General features: G+C 37.9%; 18 protein-coding genes and 1 other annotated feature. Of the genes, 8 read left to right on the top strand and 10 right to left on the bottom strand.

Translation table 11 applies throughout. The annotated features are described in order from the left end of the window. Nucleotides 1–257: 257 nt before the first annotated feature. The 3 genes from istB to D1953_RS09190 form a co-directional block, all read right to left on the bottom strand. Nucleotides 258–1031, bottom strand: coding sequence for an IS21-like element helper ATPase IstB (istB, locus tag D1953_RS09200; RefSeq protein WP_119116885.1), 774 nt, complete (start codon nt 1029–1031; stop codon nt 258–260). Continuing rightward, a complete protein-coding gene (gene istA, locus D1953_RS09195) occupies nt 1028–2560 on the bottom strand; it encodes an IS21 family transposase (protein ID WP_119116884.1) in 1533 nt (510 codons plus the stop codon). Before istA ends, istB begins: the two co-directional genes overlap by 4 nt. A gap of 231 nt (nt 2561–2791) precedes the next feature. Further along, a complete protein-coding gene (locus tag D1953_RS09190; RefSeq protein ID WP_119116883.1) occupies nt 2792–4936 on the bottom strand; it encodes a cell division protein FtsA in 2145 nt (714 codons plus the stop codon). A gap of 242 nt (nt 4937–5178) precedes the next feature. Between D1953_RS09190 and D1953_RS09185 the strand changes: the two genes are divergently transcribed. Together D1953_RS09185 and ccpA are read left to right on the top strand one after the other, a co-directional pair. Then, nucleotides 5179–6255 (top strand): bifunctional 3-deoxy-7-phosphoheptulonate synthase/chorismate mutase, encoded by a 1077-nt coding sequence (locus tag D1953_RS09185; RefSeq protein WP_119116882.1) that lies wholly within the window; start codon nt 5179–5181, stop codon nt 6253–6255. A gap of 320 nt (nt 6256–6575) precedes the next feature. Then, entirely contained in the window at nt 6576–7583 is a 1008-nt protein-coding gene (ccpA, locus tag D1953_RS09180; RefSeq protein ID WP_119116881.1) for a catabolite control protein A, read from the top strand. 79 nt (nt 7584–7662) lie between these two features. On the opposite strand, the gene D1953_RS09175 is transcribed toward ccpA, so the two are convergent. The 3 genes from D1953_RS09175 to D1953_RS09165 are packed head-to-tail and all read right to left on the bottom strand — an operon-like array spanning nt 7663 to nt 10142. Beyond that, nucleotides 7663–8838 (bottom strand): acetoin utilization protein AcuC, encoded by a 1176-nt coding sequence (locus tag D1953_RS09175; RefSeq protein WP_119116880.1) that lies wholly within the window; start codon nt 8836–8838, stop codon nt 7663–7665. Then, nucleotides 8835–9482: an acetoin utilization AcuB family protein gene (locus D1953_RS09170; protein ID WP_119116879.1), complete on the bottom strand. Its 648-nt coding sequence runs from the start codon at nt 9480–9482 to the stop codon at nt 8835–8837. The genes D1953_RS09175 and D1953_RS09170 overlap by 4 nt, the downstream gene beginning before the upstream one ends. Nucleotides 9483–9509: 27 nt before the next feature. After that, nucleotides 9510–10142: a GNAT family N-acetyltransferase gene (locus tag D1953_RS09165; RefSeq protein ID WP_119116878.1), complete on the bottom strand. Its 633-nt coding sequence runs from the start codon at nt 10140–10142 to the stop codon at nt 9510–9512. Between the two features lie 345 nt (nt 10143–10487). On the opposite strand from D1953_RS09165, the gene acsA reads away from it, so the two are divergent. Continuing rightward, complete coding sequence (acsA, locus tag D1953_RS09160) at nt 10488–12206, top strand: acetate--CoA ligase (RefSeq protein WP_119116877.1); 1719 nt, start codon at nt 10488–10490, stop codon at nt 12204–12206. 82 nt (nt 12207–12288) lie between these two features. Here acsA and D1953_RS09155 read toward each other — a convergent pair whose 3' ends face one another. Next, nucleotides 12289–15213 (bottom strand): transglycosylase domain-containing protein, encoded by a 2925-nt coding sequence (locus D1953_RS09155; RefSeq protein WP_119116876.1) that lies wholly within the window; start codon nt 15211–15213, stop codon nt 12289–12291. Nucleotides 15214–15355: 142 nt separating this feature from the next. Further along, nucleotides 15356–15574: a binding site (T-box leader), on the top strand. A gap of 250 nt (nt 15575–15824) precedes the next feature. Here D1953_RS09155 and tyrS point away from each other — a divergent pair. Then, nucleotides 15825–17081 (top strand): tyrosine--tRNA ligase, encoded by a 1257-nt coding sequence (tyrS, locus tag D1953_RS09150; protein ID WP_119116875.1) that lies wholly within the window; start codon nt 15825–15827, stop codon nt 17079–17081. Nucleotides 17082–17276: 195 nt separating this feature from the next. Here the strand turns inward: tyrS and rpsD are convergent, their stop codons facing one another. Next, complete coding sequence (gene rpsD, locus D1953_RS09145; protein WP_119116874.1) at nt 17277–17879, bottom strand: 30S ribosomal protein S4; 603 nt, start codon at nt 17877–17879, stop codon at nt 17277–17279. Between the two features lie 531 nt (nt 17880–18410). Here rpsD and D1953_RS09140 point away from each other — a divergent pair. Continuing rightward, nucleotides 18411–20282: a sensor domain-containing diguanylate cyclase gene (locus D1953_RS09140; protein ID WP_119116873.1), complete on the top strand. Its 1872-nt coding sequence runs from the start codon at nt 18411–18413 to the stop codon at nt 20280–20282. Nucleotides 20283–20350: 68 nt separating this feature from the next. On the opposite strand, the gene D1953_RS09135 is transcribed toward D1953_RS09140, so the two are convergent. Further along, the gene (locus tag D1953_RS09135; RefSeq protein WP_119116872.1) at nt 20351–20830 is read right to left on the bottom strand and encodes a GAF domain-containing protein; all 480 of its coding nucleotides are present in this window, start codon (nt 20828–20830) and stop codon (nt 20351–20353) included. A 155-nt stretch (nt 20831–20985) separates the two neighbouring features. Here D1953_RS09135 and refZ point away from each other — a divergent pair, with 155 nt between their 5' ends. Continuing rightward, nucleotides 20986–21648 (top strand): forespore capture DNA-binding protein RefZ, encoded by a 663-nt coding sequence (refZ, locus tag D1953_RS09130; protein WP_164853291.1) that lies wholly within the window; start codon nt 20986–20988, stop codon nt 21646–21648. On the opposite strand, the gene hisJ is transcribed toward refZ, so the two are convergent. Further along, on the bottom strand, nt 21635–22432 hold the full coding sequence (hisJ, locus tag D1953_RS09125; RefSeq protein ID WP_119116870.1) for a histidinol-phosphatase HisJ: 798 nt from the start codon (nt 22430–22432) through the stop codon (nt 21635–21637). The two genes, refZ and hisJ, sit on opposite strands and share 14 nt — an antisense overlap. A 177-nt stretch (nt 22433–22609) precedes the next feature. Here hisJ and ezrA point away from each other — a divergent pair, with 177 nt between their 5' ends. Both ezrA and D1953_RS09115 read left to right on the top strand, forming a co-directional pair. Next, nucleotides 22610–24304, top strand: a complete 1695-nt coding sequence (gene ezrA, locus D1953_RS09120) for a septation ring formation regulator EzrA (protein ID WP_182480552.1) — start codon at nt 22610–22612, stop codon at nt 24302–24304. A gap of 206 nt (nt 24305–24510) precedes the next feature. Then, a complete protein-coding gene (locus tag D1953_RS09115) occupies nt 24511–25650 on the top strand; it encodes a cysteine desulfurase family protein (RefSeq protein ID WP_119116868.1) in 1140 nt (379 codons plus the stop codon). Nucleotide 25651: the final 1 nt, after the last annotated feature.

Raw genomic sequence — 25651 nt, 5'->3', positions numbered from 1 at the left:
TTTCGCTATTATAGGACGTTTTGACTTTTCACTTCATGAAACGGTGGAGAAGATAAGTGTTCTTCAAGCAGCATTTGCTTTAGTAGTTTTAGTGAATAGCAGCTAAATCAATGAGTGTGTAGTTGTCAGCTAAACAAGGCATCTGCTTTTCCTATTGTCTAGCTCCACCGGCTAGATCACGGTGAAAAAGATAAGAGTGTAACCGTCAAGTAGAATTAAACAGTTTTCCAAAAATAAGTTACAACGGTTTTCTACAATTAAGATTCAACAGTTTGAGAATCAAATAATACTTTTCTATATTTCATTCGAATACTGTCTGCCTCTTTATCGAAGGTCAAAATCTCACTCCGATGTAAGAGACGATCTAGGATGGCTGTTGTTAGAGTGGGGTCACCTAGAAACTTCCCCCACTCTCCTGGTCCTTTATTAGAGGTTAATATGAAAGCTGCCTTGTCGTATAGGTCATAAATAAACTGAAAGAATAGATTTCCTTCCTCGGCCTCATACGTCATATACATAACGTCATCAATAATGATTAAATCCGAAGTGATAATCCTTTTATAACGAGTCTTAGATTTACTTATATATTCCCTAGATTTTAGGATATACATAAGCTGACTCATGGAGACAAAGGATACTTGGTAACCTTTCTCTACGGCATGGATACCTAAAGCAATGGATAAATGGGTTTTACCTGCACCAGTTGGTCCCATCATGATTAATGTAAAGTACTCATCAATCCAATTTAACTCCTTTAATACATTGAGTTGTTTCTCTCCTACGGCAGATTGTTCTTTCAAGTCGTAGCTCTCAAAGGTCATTTTTTCTGGGAACTCAGCCCATTTCATTAGCCTTTCAATACTTTTGATCTCTCTACAATGGATTTCATAGTTTAATAGATTAAAAATAAGTTCGTGATACGTCCAATTTTTAGATTCTGCCTCCCGAAGGAGGGTTGGTAGTTCCTTAGCCGTCTCTGCGAGACGCAGAGTGCGGCATTTATCTTGTAATTCTTCAAACGGATGGTTCATTCATTTTTACCTCCAGCCAAGACTTTTAAATAAATGTCTTCAGAACGTTCTGGTGCGACAAGGTCTTTATATTTCTGATTCAGTTCAATAGCTGAAGGAGATGCTTTTTGGGATTGCACAAAAAGAGAGTGTGCAATATCTCTAAAATCATTTGCACTAGTCATCTTGAGCCTTCTCATTTCTATAAGTGCTTGTTCGATATGATTCGGGTAACTCTTGATAGTGCCTTGAAGAACCTTTAATTGATCGATTAAATGGCGAGGATATCTCCTTTTTAATTGCTCAATCAGCCATTGGAAGTTTTCTTTATCTATAAAAACTTCCTCTATTTGGAGAATTAACATCTCTCTCTTAGATGTACTCCTTTCACGATGTGAAGGATCTGATATGACAAGACCTTTCCCTTGTGATATTCGATGCTTCGCCAATATAGAGCCTGTCTGTTTAAGACGAATGTATAGATCGTTTTCATCCACTTGAAGATAGGCAATATTAGGGGCATCAGGTCTGTATGTCCCTCGTGGGACACTGTATCGGTTTCCTTCGTATCGAATGACATTGTCCTTTTGTATCGTTCTTGTTATACTAGGTACGAGAACATTCTCAAATATGTAAGTACCAGAGACTTTCTTTAAGTGTTGCTTTTCCAGGGCGTGCACTTCAGAAGGTCTCTTTTTTGTATTATGATGAACTTTATAGTTTCCTGTCCGTTTTAACCATGCCTGACAAGAAAGGTTCCAATCTGCTAGGCTGCCAAATATCCTGTTTTTACTGAAGTTGTTTTTAACGAATTTAACAACTTGTTCAATTTTACCTTTCGATTCTGGATCACTCTTTCTACAAAGATAAATATGGAATTGGCGTACTTGATGATACTTTGTGAATTCAGAGGTCATGATAAGGTCTCCTGCATTTTCACTGACTGCTAAAAGCGCATCCTGATCATACACCATTTCTTCCGTCATTCCCTCAAAATAGTGAAAAGCATTCTCATGCATACGAATGACATCGCTGGTTCGGAATGGACGATCCAGCCACTCAACATATTTATATCTCGAATGCGAAAGCACGAAAGCGATAAAGTAGAGCCGTTTATTATTTCCTTGTTTATCCTTCACAACAGTCTGACCAAAGTCCACTTGTGCTTGTTGGCCCATTGGAAGCTCAGGAACAGAAGAGTATGTGCGACTTACATTTGTTTTTGGAATGTGATAAAAATCTCTCATCTCATTTAAGTAATTACGCACAGTATTTTCACTAACATTTTTAACTCCCAATTTCTCCTCTAGCCAATCATATACTTGAGCACCAGTAAGATCTGGATATTCTCTAAGCCAATCTAATATTTCTCGCTGATACAGGTCTAACTTCTTCTCCCGTGTCCTTAATGAACTAAGAAATTCTTCAAAATCCCCCGGACTCTTATTCAAATAATCTATCACCCTATTTCTCGATATATTCAGTTTTCTAGAAATAGCACTCTTTGAGAAACCCTCTTTGTATAGTCGATGGATCTCGATGTAAATCATAAAACGGTTCACTCCTAATTCCTCACTTTCAATAGACTACATTTAGTTTATTAAAAGTGATCATGTAATGGGGAACTGTTTAATCTTATTTGTTGAAATCTGTTTATTTCTATTTTAGGAAAACTGTTGATTCTAGTTTATCGTTTACAAAGAGTCACCAAAAGGCAAAGAGCTCCTTTTTGGGCCTCTTTCTATTTTCTACGTGATCTGAACGAGCCGGTTCCGCTTTTCTTATTGAATCGTTGTTGGCCAAAGAATCTTTAATTGATCCCCAGGCGCTAATGTTTCATGGAAGGTTGCTTCTTGATTATTCTTCATTAAAATAAACCGGCTGGAAGTATGTTGCGGCATATCAATATCCACATGTCGGAACAAATCTTGAAAGATAAACGGTTCCAGTTTATGCTGCACATAGCTTAAGTTCTCTCCAACTTGAATCATGTCGGATGGCGATAATCGTGTTTCCCCGCGGAAAAATTCGGCTAAAGATTTTGTTAAGATTACCTTATTTCCGTTAAACGTGATTGGAATGGAGTATGTAAGTTGAATATCTAGAGCTTCGGCTAGTTCTACTAGCGTTAATGACTTTGGGGGTAAGACCTGAATAATATCGCCGTCCTCAAAACTAGTTCTTTCTTTTACTTCTATGTTATTTTTATAAATACATCCTTTAATGCTAGGAGCTTTATGTATTTTTTCGTTTAAATCAATTTGAAACGGCTGTATTAAGCGCAGTAACTCATGTAATTGCAGTGTCTGCAATAGTTCTTCAATGGTTTCTGGGATTGAGCATGTAATAACATCATGATCTTCGATGAATTCTTTCCTCGTCACAATCGATCCATTTCTTGCAATGGTTGCTTCTATTATATAGGTCACGCCGTTTATCGTTACTTTTTTACTTGGTATATGATCAATCAGGTCATGAATACATAATGTAGCCGTATGGCCATCTTCTCCTTTTGTCACTTCGATGATATCTTCGTTTTTGACTGCTGCATCAAGGGCAATTTCTACTCCGTTTAATAAAATTTTTGGAGGAGTTCCATGTTCACCAGGTATGGTAATTTGCTGTCCATTAAAGTGCACGATTTTAGCCATTCCAGGCTTTCCATATAGTTTATTCAACTTAATACCAGCAGTAAGCAAGCAATCAGAAACGTTTGTTTGTTCCATATCAAATAGACGGATAGGCTGTCCGTTTACGAGAATGCTCATATATTGAATGGGGCTTTTATTCGCTGCAATAGCAATGCCAATCGGCGTCACAAGCTCAGGCCCTGTATGTACATGAGCAGAGAACTGTACATGTTGTATCGCTTCAATTCCGCGAATAGCGACGCGATTTTCTGGTAAAGCCAGTCGTTTAGCGATGAGTTTTGTTAGTTCAGGGGTCTGACTGCCTCCGCCCACAAGCATGACAGCTTTAGGAGCCTTCCCATTATTTAATTCAAGAATTTCTTGACTAATAGAATCAGCCAAACGATTGAGCGCAGGCTGAATATTGTGAAGGATTTCTTCTTTGGATACATCGACCTGAAAGCCAAGAATATCCGTCACTGTAATCACATCATTCGTTATAAGCTTCCGTTTCGCTTCTTCTGCAAGTGGAAAGTCGAGTAATAAATGGTCGCTAATCGCTTCCGTAATCTCGTCACCAGCGATTGGTACCATTCCATAGGCAATGACTGTGCCTGAATCTGTTAAAGCAATATCGGACGTTCCAGCGCCAATATCAACCAATGCTACATTTAAGCGGCGCATAGATGGTGGAATCAATACATTGATAGCAGCAATGGGTTCGAGTGTTAAAGCTTGCATTTCTAAACCAGCTCGTTTCAAAGCCGCAAGCAAAGATTCAATGACCACTTTTGGAAGAAATGTTGCAATAATTTCAACAGATGCTTCTTCACCAGTTTGGTCGATTAAGCTTCCAATCTCTTGTCCATCTAGTCGATAGTATAAAACGGAATAACCAACACCGTAATAAGTGGAATTGGTTTGATTCTTTTGAGCTACTAGATATTGAGCTTCTTGAACGGCACTGAATTCGAGGTGAAGAATATCTTCATGTGATAGCATAGGCTTTCCTTTAATATTCATAGTTATTGTCGCTTTTTCTGTTTTGAGTGCTCGTCCCGCTGCCGCAACAGACACTTTCTTTAGAGGTCCATGCTTTTCTTCAAGTTGCTCTTTAATTTGTTGAATGATTTTAGCAACGGCCGTGACATCATGAATCTGTCCGTCCAGCATTGCTCGTTCTGCATGTTCTTGTGATAAAATATCAATAATTTTATAGCTTTCTGATAATTTTTCTAATATAATGCCTACAACAGATCTTGTTCCAATATCGAGGGCAAATAATGTTTCTGTCATATAGCTGACACCTTCTTTTGTGAAAATCATTCTTTAATGCTTAAAAGCGTTTAATTGATAAAGTAAAAATTAAGTGACATTTAGGTTCTTATCATTTATAATAATTTCAATTATACATGAAATATGGCAAAATATATGAAGAAAATAAGGCTGGCTAATAATGAATTGAAATTTTCGAAATCCTATGATGATTAAGAATAATTGGTCCAGTGCTAATTTAAAAACGGAAGGATGGATTTGTAATGAGCAACAAGGAGCTTGACGTACTACGTGATCAACTAGACGAGATTAATCTTCAGTTATTACATCTTATTAATCAACGAGCTGAACTCGCTCAAGAAATTGGCCGAGTAAAAGAAAAGCAAGGTGTAAACCGTTACGATCCAGTTCGTGAAAGAAAAATGCTAGATCTCATTGAGGAGAAACATGAAGGACCATTAGATCTTGCGTCTATTAAGCATATTTTTAAAGAAATTTTTAAACTTGGATTAGATATTCAAGATGAAAATAAAAAGAAAGCATTGCTTGTGTCTAGAAAACAGAAACAAGAAGATACGATTATCAATTTAAATGGTGAATTAATTGGTAATGGAGTTCCAAGTTTTATTTTCGGACCTTGTGCGGTTGAATCGTATGAACAAACAGCAGCTGTTGCAGCAGCAATTAAGGCAAAAGGCTTAAAATTAATGCGCGGTGGTGCGTACAAGCCACGTACATCTCCATATGACTTCCAAGGACTTGGTCTTGAAGGACTTCAAATTTTAAAAAGAGTTGCAGATGAATATGGATTAGCCGTCATTAGTGAGATTGTAAGTACAGATGATATCGAAACGGCACTTGATTACATCGATGTAATTCAAATTGGTGCTCGTAATGCACAAAACTTTGACTTGTTAAAAGCGGCTGGTTCAACGAAGAAGCCTGTTCTTTTAAAACGTGGTATGTCAGAAACAATCGATGAATACATTCATGCTGCGGAATACATTATGGCACAGGGAAACAGCAATATCATTCTTTGTGAGCGCGGAATCCGTACGTATGAGAAAGCGACAAGAAATACGTTAGATATTACAGCTGTACCAATTTTAAAACAAGAAACGCATTTACCTGTATTGGTTGATGTAACGCATTCAACAGGACGTCGTGATCTTTTACTTCCGGCAGCAAAGGCAGCACTTGCTATTGGAGCAGATGGCGTGATGGCTGAAGTGCATCCGGATCCAGCTGTTGCTCTATCTGATTCAGCACAGCAAATGGATTTGAAGCAATTCGATGCATTTTATGATGAAATTAAACGTTTAAACTGGGTGACGGTTTAATAGAAAATAGCAACTAGTAAGGTCCTTACTATTTACAGTAAGGGCCTTTTTGTAGATTGTTAGGGTATCAAACTTTGGTTTCTTACGGAATAAATCGAAAATCAACTAATAGGAGCTTTAAAAAGAATAAAGTAATTGCAGGAAAGAAACGTCTATCGTATGATAAATATCATAATAGGATTAATCATTTGCAAACTTTGTTTGTGCATTTATTCACATAGTTTAAGAACTAAATAAATATGTTTAGATACAGATAAAACGAAAATCAAAATAATTGTAGTCTTTAATGGAGAAAATAATTGAAATGGAGGAATGGGATTATGAATAATGTAACCATTTATGATGTAGCCCGCGAAGCAAATGTTTCCATGGCGACGGTTTCTCGCGTAGTAAATGGCAATCCAAACGTAAAACCAGCCACAAGAAAAAAAGTATCAGATGTTATTGAACGCCTAGGATATCGACCAAATGCGGTAGCAAGAGGACTTGCGAGCAAGAAAACGACGACAGTTGGTGTGATTATTCCTGATATTTCAAGCATTTTCTTTGCTGAGTTAGCACGAGGAATTGAAGATATCGCTACGATGTATAAATACAACATTATTTTAAGTAATTCGGATGAAAATAGAGATAAGGAATTTCACTTATTAAATACGATGTTAGGGAAACAAGTTGATGGCATCGTGTTTATGGGCAGTCATATCACGGATGAGCATGTGAAGGAATTTAAAAATTCACCGGTACCAATTGTTCTTGCTGGTTCAATTGAAGAAGGGGCGAAACATGAAATTCCATCGGTAAATATTGATTATGAAGCAGCAGCGTTTGATGCCGTGTCAGCTTTTGCTGCGAAAGGGCACACACGCATTGCTTTTGTTTCGGGTAATCTGACTGATCCAATTAATATTCAAAAAATAGCAGGTTACAAACGTGGTTTACAAGAAGCAAACCTTCCTTTTGATGATGTACTTATTGTCGAAGGAGACTATACCTATAATTCAGGTATTGAATGTTTTGAAAGGCTTGTAGAAGTGGCGGATAAGCCGAGTGCTATTATTGTAGCAGCAGATGAAATGGCGCTTGGTATTGTCCATGCAGCTCAAGATAAAGGTTTGCATGTGCCTGACGATTTTGAAGTCATTAGCTTTGATAACACACGATTAACTTTAATGGTGCGTCCACAAATTTCAACAATCGTTCAACCACTTTATGACATTGGTGCCGTAGCGATGCGATTGTTAACGAAGTTGATGAACAAGGAAGAAGTTAATGGCTTAGATAATGTTATTCTGCCACATCGAATTGAAGAGAGACAATCTACAAAATAAGCTGTTAGGAAATCGCGCATACATCAAAAGTCAGTGAAAAGCACTCGGACGTCCGAGTGCTTCTCTATTTGTTACAAGTTTAAAACTGATTCGTAGTTTTCTGAGATGAACGAATCGGGTGCAGCGCTTTAGCTAATGTTTGAGCGTTTTTTTCTGTAATGTCTGCTTTTCGCGGAATCGGCTCATAGATGTTGTCCATATCGTCCCATTCGCTTGGAAGTAGTTCTTCCGATTCCGGTTGCCAACGATTAATCCAGTCTTTTGGAAGAGGACCGCTATTGTTTGAATTATTCGTCATTTCAAGCCAGACGAGCGACCAGGCGCGAGGGACAACACGATAAATATCGTAGCCGCCTCCGCCAACTGCAATCCAGCGTCCTCCGCAATATTTGTGAGCAAGTTCATGTGCAAGTTTCGGAATCTCTTTATATATCTTCATTGTTCCTGATAGATGTGTTAACGGATCATAATAATGAGAATCTGCTCCATTTTGAGTGAGGATGACATCTGGTTTAAAGAAGTCCATAATTTCCCTCAATGATGTGCGATAACAATCAAGCCATGATTCATCTTCTGTGAAGGCATCGACTGGTATATTGAAGGAATAACCATAGCCCTTTCCTTGACCTCGTTCATTTATGTTTCCGGTACCAGGAAATAAGTAGCGTCCTGTTTCATGAATGGATAGTGTACATACATCAGGATCATCATAAAAGGACCACTGTACACCATCCCCATGATGGGCGTCGGTATCAACATATAAAACACGTGCGTTATACTTGTGTTGTAAATATTTAATAGCAACGGAACAGTCATTGTAGACACAAAAGCCTGATGCCTTACCGCGAAAGCCATGATGCAATCCGCCGCCTGGATTGAATGCATGCAGGGCGTGTCCTGTCATAACAGCATCAACAGCTGTTAACGTACCTCCTGTAATAAGTGCGCTTGCTTCATGCATATTTTTGAAAATCGGTGTATCATCTGTACCGATTCCGTAGTTTTGTGCAATTTCTATTGATAGCTGTCCTTGACCTGCAAGCTGGACGGCTTGGACATATTGAGCATCATGGACGAGCTCTAATTCTTCAATAGTGGCCATTCGTGGTTGAATAATTTGTCTATCATTTATCGCTCCATGTTTTTGTAACAAATCAAGTGTTAGCTGTAGCCGCTTTTGATTAAATGGATGATCTTCCCGAAATTTATATGTTAATAAATCTTCTGAATGGATATATAGTGCATCATGACTCATAGGGATTGCCCCGATACAGTTGGCCAAAGGACTTCATAGCCTTCTTTTCGTAAATCCTCTACGACGATAAATGGATTAATCGTTTGAGCGCGAACGACGAGTATTTGAGATGTATCATCAGCTTTCTCTGGATAGATGAGTACGCTATGTATATTTATATTTCGCTTTTTGAAAATACCATAAATGTCATAGAGGACGCCTGGTTTATGCGGAACCTTAATTTCAATTTGTGAACCAGGTTTATTGACTCCCGTTAATTCGATAAAAGCCTGTAATAAGTCTGAGCTTGTAATAATCCCTACTAGTTTCTTTTCTTTTACAATCGGAAGGCAGCTAATATTGTTTTCACAAAAAATAGCGCCGATTTCCTCTACAAAGTCGAGTGGGTGTCCTGAAATAATATTTGTTTTCATAATCGAACTAATCGGTCTGTATAAATCTTCTTTAAATTCTTCGGTGCGAAAGATGGATGGAGTAGCGTCTCTAAGATCGCGGTCGCTTACTAAACCAATTAAATAATTGTTTTGATCGACAATTGGAATGTGGCGGATTTTTTTTTCATTTATAAGTAAGAGTGCGCTGTAAATGGTATCTGTTGGGGCTAGAGTTATAACATCTTTGGTCATCATCTTTTCAACAATCATTGTTCTTCCTCCTCTTAAATCACCGTATTAGTACATAAAGCGGTTCATAAAGCGTAGCTGATCAAATGTTTGAACAGATTTTGGCGGGACATTTTTTCCGATTCTTGCCATGAGGCAGTTGGCAGGATGTGAGCAAATTTCAGGATCATCGGTTGCAAAATAGGTAAGTCCTCCTGCACTCATCATCTTTTCCATCATTCTCCGGTAATCCCATATGTTTAATCCAGTTCCTTTTAAATCCCAATGCCAATAATATTCTGTGGTAATGATGATATAATTTTCCATCTCTTCATCCATCATAGCTACACGTAGCAAATTTTGGGCAACAGATGCACCGCGAAATGAAGAAATGACTTCAACTGCTCCAAGCTCAATTAAATCCTCCATCTTAATTTCCGACCAACGTTCTAACGGGTCAGGGTATAAGAAGGTTACATAGCCGACAATTGTGTTTTCATGACGCGCGATAATAATGCGTCCTTCTGGTAAACTAGCAATTTCTATTAAAGCTTTGTGCTGTTGTAATGGAGGGCGAAAAGCAACGAGGTCTTCATGAAAGTGAAGGGAACTTAGTTGTTCGGCAGAAATAGGTCCTTCGATAAGCAATGTACCATTTGTTGTTTCTAACTCCTTCGCATAGTAGGTTTTTGTATGCTTCATTGATTCACCTCTTTTAAAAAAGCTCTGTTAAATGGTGTTATTAATTTTGGGAATCAATAATATTCATTAACATAGCTTTTAAAAATTACATTCTTGAAATATTATACATGAAAAATAGTATGTAAATTTTATAAATTTAGCAATTATTTTTTATTTTTTTAACTTTTTTACAATCGTTATAAAACTATTTCATAATTAACAGCCATGTAAGGTTTTTATCCCACTCTTAACGGGCAGTAAGACCCCCGCTGATGGAAGCTTCATTTCTTTTTCTCTAATTTTAGAAATAAATCATGATAAACGTAATATATATGAAATTATGAAACGTTAATAAAGGGAGGTTGCATGATATTGAAAACGTTGCCAATAATAGCGGATGAATTTAATTTGCAAAATTATGATGAAGTGTACAAGCAGTTTGATTGGTCAGATGCGGAGCGAGCTTTTTCCTGGTTTGAAACAGGGAAGCTAAATTTGGCTTATGAAGCGATAGACCGGCATGCTAACACTTCTAAGAAGAATAAAGTTGCCCTTTATTATAAAGATGATGAGCGAAATGAAAAATATACATTTAAAGAAGTACAGCAACAAACGAATAAAGCAGCGAATGTACTTAAAGATGTAGCAGATATAAAGAAGGGGGATCGTGTATTTATTTTTATGCCTCGCTCTCCGGAATTGTATTTTGCTTTAATTGGTGCGATTAAGCTTGGGGCAATTGTTGGTCCCTTATTTGAAGCATTTATGGAGGGAGCTGTTCGAGATCGTCTGTTAGATAGTGAAGCAAAGGCAATTGTCACGACGCCTGAGTTATTATCACGTGTACCAGTTAAAGATCTTCCACATTTACAATATATCTTTTTAGTAGGAGAGAATATTGAAGAAAAAGATAAATGTTACGACTTGAATAAAAGAATGAAAGAAGCGGATCGTCAGTTTGATATAGTTTGGGTGGAAAGAACGGACGGACTTACGCTTCATTATACGTCAGGATCGACTGGAAAGCCAAAAGGGGTTCTCCATGTTCACAATGCAATGATTCAGCATTATCAAACGGTGAAATGGGTACTTGATATGAAGGAGGAAGATGTTTATTGGTGTACAGCTGATCCAGGCTGGGTTACAGGGACTGCTTATGGGGTTTTCGGACCGTGGCTTACGGGAACTTCTATTGTAGTCGCAGGAGGTCGTTTTAAACCAGAGTCGTGGTATAAGATTATTGAAGAGTTTGGAGTAACGGTTTGGTATAGTGCTCCAACAGCGTTTAGGATGCTCATGGGTGCTGGCGATGAGATAGTGAAGCGATTTGATTTAAGTTCGCTCAGGCATGTACTTAGTGTAGGAGAGCCGCTTAATCCGGAAGTTATTCGTTGGGGGATGAAAGTATTCGAGCGTCGCATCCATGATACGTGGTGGATGACGGAAACAGGTGCACAACTAATTTGTAATTATCCTTGTTTGGAAATTAAGCCGGGCTCGATGGGGAAACCAATTCCGGGAGTGAAGGCCGCGATTGTTGATGATCAAGGAAGAGAGCTGCCACCATATCGAATGGGGAATCTTGCGATTAAAAAAGGTTGGCCAGCTATGATGGCGACAATTTGGAATAATCAACAAAAATATGATTCTTATTTTCTAAAAGGGGATTGGTATGTATCTGGAGATTCTGCTTATATGGATCAGGATGGCTACTTCTGGTTTCAGGGACGCGTCGATGATGTCATTATGACTTCTGGTGAACGTGTTGGACCATTTGAGGTAGAAAGTAAATTAGTCGAACACCCAGCTGTTGCGGAAGCGGGGGTAATCGGAAAACCTGATCCAGTTCGTGGTGAAATCATTAAGGCGTTCATTGCTCTTCGCGATGGGTATGAACCTACTGAGCAATTAATCGAAGACATTCGTCAATTTGTTAAGTTAGGCCTTGCTTCACATGCAGCACCGCGCGAAATTGAATTTCGCGATAAGCTTCCAAAAACTCGAAGTGGAAAAATTATGCGTCGTGTTTTAAAGGCTTGGGAACTTGATTTGCCAGCAGGTGATTTATCGTCAATGGAAGATTAAAGTCAGAAGTGACCAGTTTTATTTAATTTGAGGAGAACATGAAAAAGAGGCTAATCCAGTTGGATGCCTCTTTCTTCATACTTTACTCTGCAGGTTCTACAGGTTTTGTTTGTGAATCGGTCGGTTTAGTTGATTCAGGTGTTTCTTTTGTTTGGTTTGGAGCTGCAGGCTCCGTTGTTTCTTGATTAATTTCTGAATCAGCTTTTCGGTCCGGATTTTTAGTTGAATCCGTTGATTCTTGCTTTGATGCAGTTTCTTCGGATGTCATTTCCTTAGTTTGTTGTTTTTTTCCTTGACTTTGGACACCTACGGCTGCGGATGCACCAGACTCCTTGCCGACGATATCAACCGCCGTTACATAATATGAACCGCCGCCAGACATCGTAAAGGACATAGAGACATTGGCTTGAAGACTGCCCGCTTTTTTACCGTTACGATAAATTCGATAGCCGATTACATCTCCCTCAGGATGTTGACTCCATACGAGAGTGTTCCCTTGAACATTGACGCTAGGCGGAGCTGGTGTTTTACCATTATCGTTTAACTTAGCTGTTGCTGCAGCGACTCCATTCGATGGTCCGCTAGTTGGAAGCAGGCTGCCTCGATCTATTACATATTTAAAGCCGGCGCTCTCAAGAAGATCTGGGCTTAGCATCATGCCGCCGCTTCTAAATTCACTTGGTGTTTGAGGAAGAGCTGCATAGCGTTTTGCCCCTGCTTGAACATATTGGCCATCTGTGAAACTATTATCAATTTTGGTTGGTACATGTTTAGAAATAAAAAGATCTGTTCTAACAAATCCAGCTTTTTGACAAGCTTCAGAAGCTAGCAATCCGGAAACAGCACAGAATGAACGACTGACAATTCCGCTTGGCATTTTAAAGCTCTTCTCTGGATCAACAAGTTTCGGTTTGACCTGATAAGCAGCATTCATAAGATCTGCCCAATAATATAGGTTTCGTTTATTATATTCAAGGCCATTATACAAGCCTTGTAATGATTTAGGTGTGTCATAGCCAATCCATGTTCCAAATGTGACATTCGGGTTCGTTGCAACGAACCAAGCATCTCGGAAATTTTGAGATGTCCCGGTTTTACCTGCCCAATCACTAGAAAAAGCAAGGCGATTACGGACAGAAGTCGCTGTTCCGTTTGAGATGACATCGCGCATCATATCAATTGTTAAATAAGCAGTTTGAGGCGAAAAGACATCGACTTTCTTTGGTTTATGTTCATAAACGACCTCACCATCTTTTTTGACAATTTTATCAATCATATAAGCATCAATAAATTTTCCACCGTTTGCAAAAGTTGCATAGGCATTGACGTTCTCTTCAACGGTTACTCCTTTTTCTAAGGCACCGAGTGATACAGATGGATTCTCATAATCGGCTTTTGCTAAGCTGGAAAATCCCATTTTCTCCAAATATTTAACCGGTTTTTGATTAAGAATACTTTTATAAAATAAAGCAGCTGGTACGTTATATGACTTCGCGAGTGCTTCGCGTGCGGTTGCCACACCGCTATAACCGCCGCCGCCATAGTTACCAGGTTTCCATCCATTGATTGAAACAGGTACATTCGCTGCTACGCTCCCTGGAGAAATCTTACCAAGCTCAATACCTGGTGCATAGACTACTAATGGTTTCATCGTTGAACCGTTTGAGCGAACGGCTGCTGTCGCATGATTTATTTGTTCGCGATTAAAATCGCGCCCGCCGACAAAGCTGATAATTTTACCTGATTTATTTTCAATCAATACTGCACCAGCTTCTACTGGCTCTTTGACGATTTTCTTTTCTTTCGTCTCTGAATCCGTTACTTCTTCCGTTTTATCGTATCCGAAGTTTGGATAGTTTTTTGTTACTTCTTGCATTCTATCGTAAATCTTTTTATCAATTGTTGTATAAATTTTGTAGCCATTTTGGCGTAAATTTCGATCAGCTAATGTGACATATTGTTGATATAAATCTTCGTCTTTTTGCAAGTCGCTTTCTTCATATCCATCATCTTTAGCTAAAATCGTAGTAAGAATTTCGATAGAACGTTTTTCAATTTCGACCGTTAACCATGGATACTTTTCAGATGGCAGAGGTTTCTTACCGATAAAGTCTTTTGTAATATCATAGGTTAGAGCTTTTTCATATTCTGCTTGTGTAATAGAATGGTTATCTCGCATTCGTTTTAATACCGTTTTCATACGTGAAACTCCAGGAGTTAAGTCCTCTTTAAGTGTTCCTTGTTGTGTATATGGAGTATAGCCAAATGGACTTTGAGGTAAACCAGCAATAAACGCTGCTTGTGAAAGTGTTAAGTCTTTTGCATTTTTTCCGAACAATCCTTCAGCGGCAGACTGTACACCAGCAATATTACGTCCAGAAGAGTTGCGTCCGAACGCTGAGACGTTTAAATAGGCTTCTAGAATTTCATCTTTTTCAAAGAATTTCTCGACTCTAAGTGCAAGTAGAATTTCTTTTGCTTTTCGATCGAATGATACCTCATCCGTTAACACTTGGTTTTTAATGAGCTGCTGTGTTAATGTACTTCCACCGGATTGAATAGGGGCATTTGTAAACTCTTGATAGATTGCTCGTAAAATTGCTTTCGGTACAACCCCTTGATGCTCATAAAAATATTCATCCTCAGTTGCAATCACTGCTTTTTTTAGATTGTCAGACATGCTTTCAATCGGTATTTCAATTCGTTCTAAATCAGATTTAAGTTTTCCAAGATAGACTTCGTCTGCAAAATACACTTCTGATGTTTCTTCATAGTTGTAAATTTCTTTTTGTAGATCTTCTTTTGAACGTACTGGTTCATCTTTTACGAGGGCTGCGAAATAACCAGCACCGACCCCTCCGGCAAAAGAAAATCCAAGAATACCAACGATGATGAGAAGGAGTACTAGATTCCAAGTTACTAAATAACTGACTCTAGCTGCCTTTTGTGTTTTTTTATTTTTTAAGAAGTATATAAACCTCTTCCATCCATCTTGATTATTACTCATCGTATCATACCCCCTAAAATCACCTAATATTATAGCATACAATCAACTGTTAAACAGACAACTTCAATAATATGGGAATATATGATGAGATGATAGGTTGACACCGAATGAAATATATGATAAAAATTCATTTAGATAAATGATTAAAGTGATGATAGGATTCAGTAGTCAAGCTATCCCTGTGTTAGAGAGCCGGTGGTTGGTGTAAATCGGTACATATAGTGAGATGAATTACTCCCTGGAGCAGTTGCTGTGAACATTGAAGTAGCAGGAATCGGGTTGCGACCGTTATTCGCATTAAGCGGAGGATTTTTTTTAGTTCTCAAGTTGGGTGGTACCGCGAATATAATTCGTCCCTTCATGTATATGAAGGGGCGTTTTTTGTTTGTTTAAAAGATCAAATTTTCGATACGTTTCGATGTCTAACCTTATACCTGCCACTTTTGGGTCATAAGCCAATCGCTTCGGAAGGGCAAAAGCTTATCGGTAAGCGACTTGTCTTATGCCTATCGGGTGTCTCCTTGACTCTAATAAATATTATGTTTGAAAAATTATTTATGGGAAGCCAAGGAACGGTGACGGTTTTTCTTATAAAAAGGAGGAAAAAAATAATGGATTTATTACAAGATCTCAAGTGGAGAGGAATTATGTACCAACAAACAGATGAAGAAGGGATGAAAGAGCTATTAGAGAACGAGAAAATCTCTTTATACTGTGGAGTTGATCCGACGGCTGATAGTATGCATATTGGGCATTTATTACCGTTTTTGACATTGCGTCGCTTTCAACAACATGGTCATCGTCCCCTTGTATTAGTCGGCGGAGCAACTGGTCTAATTGGTGACCCGAGTGGGAAGAAGGAGGAGCGTTCGCTGCAAACACTAGAAAAAGTATTGCATAATGCTCGTTGTTTACAAGGCCAATTACAAAGTATCTTCAGCTTTGAAGGAGAAAATGGAGCGGTGATGGTTAATAACTATGACTGGATTGGCAAAATTGATGTGGTGACATTCCTTCGCGATTACGGGAAGTATATCGGGGTGAATTATATGCTTGCGAAAGATACAGTTGCATCTCGCCTTGAAACAGGGATTTCATTCACAGAATTTGCATACACGATTTTACAAGGGCTAGATTTTAATCATTTATATGATAACTATAATTGTAAATTACAAATTGGCGGCAGCGACCAATGGGGGAATATTACAACAGGTTTAGAAATGATTCGTAAAGCACATGATGAAGAGACTAAAGCTTTTGGAATGACCATTCCGCTTGTAACAAAAGCAGATGGAACAAAGTTTGGTAAAACAGAAGGTGGAGCAATCTGGTTAGACCCGGAAAAAACAACCCCTTATGAGTTCTACCAATTTTGGATTAACACAGCCGATGCAGATGTCGTGAAATATTTAAAATACTTCACATTCTTATCTCATGAAGCGATTGAAGAATTAGCACAAGCAGTTGAAACCGAGCCGCATTTACGTAAAGCACAAAAAGCGTTAGCGGAAGAAATGACACGTTTAATTCATGGCCAAGAAGCGTTGGATCAAGCGATTAAAATTTCTGCTGCATTATTTAGCGGAGAGGTAAAGAACTTAAGTGCAGCTGAAATTAAAGTCGGTTTTAAAGATGTGCCAAGCTATGTGCGTGAGAGTCAGGAAGAAATTAGCCTTGTTGATTTAATTGTGGAAGCGAAAATTTCGCCCTCGAAACGTCAGGCACGTGAAGATATTCAAAATGGGGCAATCTCTATTAATGGAGAGAAGATAACGGACTTAGCGTATGTAGTGACAGAAGTGGATAAAATCGAAGGAGAGTTTATGCTCATTCGTCGAGGAAAGAAGAAATATACGTTAGTAAAATAAGTGAATAATAATAGAAGAAAGCCGGCCTTGTTTGGCCGGCTTTTTAAATAGGGAAATAGTATTTCCTAAATATAGGATACGTTAAATATAAGAAAGTGAAACTTCTATTAGTAGGGGGTGCTGCCCTTTAAGTGTAGGATAAAGCCTAATAATAAAAAAAGCGGCTCCATCTGAGGATGGAACCACTTTTTTCTATTAACGAGAGTAGAACTCAACGATAAGAGATTCGTTAATTTCAGCAGGTAATTCAGAACGCTCTGGTAAACGAGTGAAAGTACCTTCTAATTTGTCTGCATCAAACGTTAAGAAATCAGGTACGAAGTTATTCACTTCAACTGCTTCTTTGATAGCAACTGCATTACGTGATTTTTCACGAACAGCAATTGTTTGACCAGGAAGAACTTTGTAAGATGGAATATCAACGCGTTGACCATCTACAAGAATGTGTCCGTGGTTTACAAGTTGGCGAGCCGCACGACGAGTACGAGCTAAACCAAGACGGTATACTACGTTGTCAAGACGTGATTCAAGAAGAATCATGAAGTTTTCACCGTGTTTACCTTGAAGCTTACCAGCTTTATCGAATAGGTTACGGAATTGACGCTCAGTTACTCCGTACATATGACGAAGTTTTTGTTTTTCTTGTAATTGTAAACCGTATTCAGAGATTTTTTTACGTTGGTTAGGACCGTGTTGTCCTGGAGCGTAAGGGCGTTTTTCTAATTCTTTACCAGTACCTGTTAAGGAAATTCCTAAACGACGAGATAATTTCCAGCTTGGACCTGTATAACGAGCCATAAGATGACTCCTCCTTTAAATGTTTTTATTTGGGTAAAATAAAAACCGTGTGAATAAACAATCATGGACATTTTGTTTTCATGTACCATCGCCCTAGCAGCTAAGGGTTACACGATACACCTCTTATAATAGAGAGGAACAAAATGAAAGCACAAAGGCTATCACATAGGCTGCAATATTTTACACAAAGAGTATTGTATAATATTAAATATTTTAAGTCAAGGTTAGTTTGTTCTTAGTAAAAGAGATTGTGAAAAAAATAAGGCAATTCAAACTTGAAGGTGCACGAAATATTTAGGATTTATTCATTTTATGCGGAAATTTTATTTTAAACTAGTTATAATTAAATGTATAACATTTATGTCTAAAGTCTCTGTTTGAGAGGGGTATAAAGGTGATTTATGGATTTAATATAGTTCATAAATCCTATATTAGTCATTTGGTGGATATGTACAGGTGGTTTAGCAAGAAGACAGGCTCTCTTAGTATAGGGTTCTGTAAAAATAAAGTGTTACTTAGGGATGATGGACTATGAGTGGTAGAATGACTCAATTATTAAATGAATTACGTGTTCTTTTTTTTCAGCGGATAAGTAATGTGGATAATGACATGTATTCCACTGCATTTATACAGGATGTATTATTGATAACGAAAGAGTTATTACGTATGGAGGAAGTAGCTTACTTTAAATATGATGATTGGACGCAACAGTTTTATATGGAAGCTACGACTGGAGCTTTTCAAAAGTCAGTGTTAGCCGCTTCTGATACGTTGATCACACAATGGAATCGAAGCGAGAATGAAGGATATATTGTGCCAGACCAGTTGTTTATGGAAATTGAAGGTTTTCAAGCTTTTATTTCTCTTCATGTTGATCATCAGATGGTAGGGTTAGTTGGATTTAAAGAAAAAACCTCCAGCGCATTTTCGTATCTGCAGGAAGATTGGCTTATATTCTCAAAAGAGTTTGCTACGATTATGGAAACGGTCTTATGTATTGCTAAAACGAAGCATAAGGAACAGCGATATAAACAATTGTATCGGGTAACGGAGCAGTTTCACTCTTCTATGAATATGACGGCTGTATTAGGAGAGGTCATTTCTACTTTACAGAATGTATATCCAACTTTTGATTATTATTTATTTCTGTCCCAAGATAGCTATGGACATGGGAATTTGCCTGTTAAAGAATTAGATTATAATAGTGAGAATGTTGCCGCGATGCAAGCTTACTTGACTGGAAAGTTACAATTTGAGGACGATTATACAGATCGGCACTCTATTTTATATGCCCCGCTATTAGGAAAGCAGGGGGTATATGGAGTCTTGCAGATTATCGCCCCTAATAGTTTGTTATTTCCACCAAGTGAACTCGACTTTATTACCTTGTTGGCAAATACAGCTGGGAGTGCAATCGAGAATGCCCAACTGTATCAACAATCTAAACGGCTTGTCGCGGATTTACAGCTGATTAACGAAACGTCACATTATTTGAACTCTAACACGTGTTTAAATGACACGATTCGATTTATGAAGCGACAAATTATACAATCTTTTCAAGCGAATCAATCAGGTTTTGTTTTACTATCCGATGATGGAGCATTGCAGTTACTTTCCGAAAGTTCAAGCTTTTTTGAAACAGAGGATGCACAGGTCTACCTCTCCTTTTTAAAAAGGAAGATAGAAGAAGAAAAAGAATCACAATTTATTAGTGATGTAACGGTTTACATTGAGGAAGTGGATTTAGAGTATCGTTCGTTAATGGCCGTTCCTATGATGGAAAATAGTATTCTTAGAGGGTTTGTGGTCGTTTTGCATAAAGAGCCGTACTTCTTCTCATTCGATATGTTTAAACTGTTTCAGTCGCTGATTCACCATTCTAGTATAGCAATGATGAACTCCATTCTGCGAGAGGAATTAGAGAAAATGGTTATTACAGATCATTTAACTCAGTTGCATTCTCGAAGCTATCTTGACCGGCAAATGTGTGAATCGATGATTGCAGATGATCAAGGAACGTTTATTTTAATTGATATTGATAATTTTAAAAAGGTTAATGATACATATGGCCATCAAGTGGGGGATGAGGTCCTTATTCAAGTAGCTAAAGTGATTCAGCGTAATATTCGAGATACGGATATAGGAGCACGGTGGGGCGGTGAAGAGCTCGCGGTGTATTTGCCAAAAGTAGATTTGCATATTGGTTTGCGGATTGCAGAACGAATTAAGGATAAAGTGGCTGAGCAAACTAATCCAAACATAACGATTTCATGCGGTGTATCATACTGGTCGAAAGAACGGTGTAACAATGTGAAAGAATTATTTAAGCGAGCAGATGAGGCGCTATACATTGCTAAAAATACTGGGAAAAATAAAGTGCTCCTTCAGCAGTGCGATTGTTAATTACTGCATACAACGATAAAACAGACCTATTCGTTTAGCGAATAGGTCTGTTTTATATAAATATTTTGCTATAAATACTTACTCAAAATAGTAACAAATTCTTCAAGACCTTGTTGATCTTCTTCGTCAAAACGATTCGTCATAGGACTATCAATATCTAAAACGCCGATGATTTCCTCGTTTTTTATAAGAGGAATAACAATTTCTGATTGAGAAGCAGCGTCACATGCGATATGCCCTGGGAATTGATGTACATCGGCGATGCGCAGCGTTGTTTTATTTGCTGCTGAAGTACCGCAAACTCCTTTTCCAAAAGGAATGCGTACACAGGCAGGAAGTCCTTGAAATGGTCCAAGAATTAATTGATTGTCTTCCACTAAATAAAAACCAACCCAATTAATATCAGGAAGAAACTGGTTTAGTAAAGCAGAAGCATTGCTTAAATTGGCAATTTGATTTTTTTCATCCTCAATAAGTGCTACGAGTTGTTTATGCAAAAGTGTATATTGTTCTTGTTTATTTCCTGGGTGTTTTTCGACACTAAACATATTATTTCACCTAACTTCATCATAATTTTATCGTGCTGTATTTTGAATGAGCATGGATGCTAAGAATTTGTCGAGAACTTTTAAAAGGATTCCCGTCAATTACTCTAGAATACTTTCTAGACAATTGTCTTTATGTAGAAAGCGAGGGAAATCCGATGAATCGCCAAACGTCAACGAAACAAGAAATTTTGGATGCCGCTCTTTACCTTTTTCATTTGAAAGGCTATCATGCTACATCGATTCGTGACATTGCCAACAAAGCAAAAGTGAATCCAGCTAATATCGCTTATTATTTTAAGAATAAACAAGGCTTACTAGAATATTGCTTTATGTTTTATTTAGAAAAATATATTGCGGTCTTAGAGAGAAATGTTGTCATGTTAGAACAGAAAGGACCGCAACAATGTTTGGTAGATTTAGTGACGGATATACTGGAATTCCAGAGAGAATATTTCCTAGCTGCGCGTTTTATTTACGGTGAATCCGCATTAGATACCAATTTAAACCGCGAAATTCATTCGACTTATTTTATGAAAGAAAAATATTATTTTCAACATCTTTTAGATGAAGGCATTAAGACACGCGTGTTTCAATCTGTTTCTGTGCCGCTTTATTTATTGCAGTTGAAAAGCTTGTTAACAGCACCTGTCCTGCATCCAAATTATGCAACAGAAGTACTGTATGTATTCCCGCAGGAAGCTTACTATATGAACCGTTTTGCCGATGAGGTGAAGCGTTTCATTGAACAAACATTATTTCATCCTGATCATGATCAGGCAAAACTATTTAGTCGTCCTGAATTATTTACGGGAGTGTAATCAAGGCACTATATCCTTGTCCTAAGTCTTTCGCTTGATGAGCATCAGAACCATAGCGAAGAGGAATGCCTAATTCAACAGCCCGCTTAGCAAATCGTTCCGGAGGGTACGGCTCGCGACAAAGTGGTTTTACAACACCAGCTCCATTGTAATCTAATTCATAATTTTGGCGCTGAATTTGTTCTAGAATATGATACACACGATCGTCGAAGCTTTTAGCTGCGGGGAACCGATGCTGGAATTTATGGACCAGTGTAATATGACCGATTCGTTTTGGCTTATAAAGACCTAAGTCCGCGTTGATAGATTTTTGAAGTGTATCATAGTATTTTGTGTAAACGGCATCGATAGAACCGAGTTCCTTGCTAATGTTTCCAAATTCATCATCGCTATAATCGATACAATACCATTTGTGATTATGCTCGATAAAATGGACGGACAAAATGCTGTCATCAAGAAAAGTTCCAATTTCATTAAGGAAAGCTTTGGTTTCTTGTTCAAATCCTTCGATATAATCGATTTCAAGGCCGGATTTAATTCTAATACGATTTTTATATTGCTGTTTTAGCTGTTGAAGTTCCTCTAAATAGGTGTACAAAAGGGCAGCATTCATACCGCTGTCTTTTTCAGGCGTGGGGTCAATAAATCCCTTTGGCAGAGGAGCATGCTCAGTAAAGGTGATTTCTTGTAGACCTAGTTGAATTCCTCTTTCTATATACTCAACGAATGAATCCTTAGAGCCGTGTGGGCAAAACGGTGAATGTACATGACTATCCGTTTTCATCACATTTCCCTCCCAATAAATAGCTGTTTTTTAGTAATTTTCTACAAAAAATAAATTTTTGTCATCAAAAATAATTGTTAACATGGTATCATAAAAGCATTAAATTGAACATTTTCTTATTTTATTTGATATAGAGATTTACAAGATGGACGGTAAGGCTAGAACAGGGGGCTTATGATGGAATACATACTGGGAATAGTAATTTTACTATTATTGTTTATTATTGGGGGCTATTTCTTTAAGAAAAGGTACTTTCAAGAAATTGATCGTTTAGAAACATGGAAGCTTAATATTATGAATCGCCCCGTGTTGGAAGAGCTTTCTAAGGTCAAGAGATTGAATATGAATGGTGAAACGGAGGAACTGTTTGAAAATTGGCGCAGTGAATGGGATGTCATTATTACAGTCCGTATGCCTGAAGTAGAAGAGCTGTTATTTGATGCAGAGGAATATGTTGATAAATATCGTTTCAAACGCTCAAAGGACGTACAAAGGCAAATTTCAGCAAAGTTGAATGAGATTGAGGAAAGTATTAAATCGATTCTGTCTGAATTACATGAGTTAGTTGGAAGTGAGGAGAAGAATCGTTTTGAGGTAGCCGAAATGCAGGAAACCCATCGTCAGTTAAAAAAATCTTTACTTGCGCATCGCCATAATTATGGAAAAGCGGTTAGTAAGCTAGAAGAGACGTTGGAAGAAGTTACAACGGTTTTTAAAAGTTATGAAGAAGAAACCGCAAATGGGAATTATTTAAATGCACGTGAGCTTGTTTTATCGGTTAAAGCAAAGTTAGATCAACTAGCTTCAAGAATGGAGAAACTGCCAGCATTGTTATTAGAAAGTGGTTCTTCGCTCCCTGCCCAAATTGCAGAGCTAAAAGACGGTTATCAAGATATGATTGACCAAGGTTACTTGCTGAATCATATTGAATTTACAGAAGAAGTAACGCGCTTAGAAACAGAGTTAGATTCGTATAAGAAACAGTTGGAAAATGCGGAAGTGGAAGTAGTCGAGCAAGGGATGAATGACTTGCGTGACCGCCTAAATATTTTATACGATTTACTAGAAAAAGAAGTATTGTCGAAGCAATATGTTCAAAAAAATCATGAAAAGCTAGCAGAAACAATTGCAAACGTAGAATATGAACATGAAAAGCTTGAGGAAGAAATGTTTATTGTGCAGCAATCTTATCAATTAACGAATAGTGAGCTAGAAGCGCAAACAAAAATGATTAAGCAAATTCAACAAATTGCAAAGAGATATGAATTGCTTGGACTAAAAATTCAAGATAATGATACAGCTAGCTCGCTTATTAGCGAAGAAATGCAAGCAGTTGATGAGCAGTTAAAAGCTTTAATGGAAGAGCAGCAAGTCTTTGCAGGGAAGTTGCAGGCGTTAAGAAAAGATGAATTAGATGCAAAAGAATCATTAGCGGATTTAAAACATAAGATGCTTGAGACAAGTCGAATGATTTCTAAAAGCAATATTCCAGGATTGCCGGAGGAATTTAAAACAATTATTGAGAATGCGAAAGAAAGCATTGACCATGTCCAAAGAAAATTGGAAGAAAAACCACTTGATGTTGCAGCTGTTTATTTATTTTTAGAACAAGCGGTAGCGAATACAAACAAAGTACATGAAAGTGCTCAAAGTTTAATTGAACATATGTACCTAGCGGAGAAAGTCATTCAATATGGAAATCGTTATCGCAGCAGAAATGCTTTTATGGCAGAAAGCTTAAAGGAAGCTGAAAAAAGATTTCATAGTTTTGACTATCAAGCTGCATTAGAGACGGCTGCTGCAGCGATTGAGAAGGTTGAACCGGGCAGTATGAAGAGGCTTGAAGCGAATATAGAAGAAGTAATATCCTAAAAACTCGCCTTGTGCGAGTTTTTTTGATGTGTGCGGTATGAAATAGTAGTGCTGAAAAATAAGGTTATAAACAACTTTAAGGAGCAAGATTCTCATTCTGTTTTAATTATGTTAATATTAGACGTTGCAAGAGTAAAAATTGTATAAGTATTTCCTTTCATCGTTATCTGAATGGGTGGCGTTAATAGATTATAGAAGGTGACATGATGATTTATTTAGATAATAGTGCGACGACGAAGCCGTATCCTGAGGTAATCGAGTCGTTTGTAAAAGTATCAACGGACTATTTTGGTAATCCTTCTTCTCTTCATGGTATCGGGACGCAGGCAGAAAAGCTTCTTTCAACAGCAAGAAAGCAAATTGCTGATTTATTGAAAGTGAAGAGTGCAGAAGTCTTTTTTACTTCAGGCGGTACAGAAGGCAATAATTTAGCGATTAAAGGGGCAGCACTAGCTAACCAAAATCGCGGAAAGCATATTATTACAACGAGTATAGAGCATCCATCGGTTATGGAAGCTTTCCAAGTGTTAAGTGAACAAGGATTTGCAGTAACATATCTTCCAGTTGATGCAACAGGGCGCGTCTCAGTTGTTGATTTAGAGAAAGCGTTACGTGAAGATACGATTTTAGTTTCTATTATGCATGTGAATAATGAAGTCGGATCGATTCAACCGATTGCTGAAATTGGAGAGCTGTTAAAGCAATACCCTCAAATATTGTTTCACGTGGATCATGTACAAGGGATTGGAAAGGTAGATCTTTCATTAATAGATGCAGGAATTGACCTTTGTACGATATCTGGCCATAAATTACACGGGTTAAAAGGGACAGGTGTTTTGTATATTCGTCAAGGTGTGCGGATAGCTCCACTGTTTTCAGGTGGGAATCAAGAAGGCCAATTCCGAAGCGGTACAGAAAATGTAGCGGGTATTGTTGCGCTTGCAAAGGCGATGAGAATTAGTTTAAATAATTGCGTGTTATATGCGCATAAATTGAAAGAAATTCGAACAGTTTTTTATCATGGATTACAGGAAATTGATGGAGTACAAGTAAACAGTCCGGTAGACGGAGCTCCTCATATTATTAATTTTTCGGTACCAGGTCTTAAATCTGAAGTGTTACTTCATGAGTTAGAAACAGAAGGTGTTTATGTCTCAACGACAAGCGCCTGTTCATCTAAAAAGCGAACAGCAAGTAAAACAGTCCTTGAAATGTATCGAAATCAAGAGCGAGCAGAAAGTGTCATTCGGATTAGTACGTCGTTTCATAATGAAATAGAAGAGGCTAAGCAAGCTATTGATGCTATAGGACGCGCTGTAGCTAAACTAGAAAAGGTGATGAGGTAGT

This window comes from Peribacillus asahii, assembly GCF_003570725.1.
In the GTDB taxonomy this organism is placed as follows: domain Bacteria; phylum Bacillota; class Bacilli; order Bacillales; family DSM-1321; genus Peribacillus; species Peribacillus asahii.
This window is presented reverse-complemented; position numbering and strand designations above follow the sequence as displayed.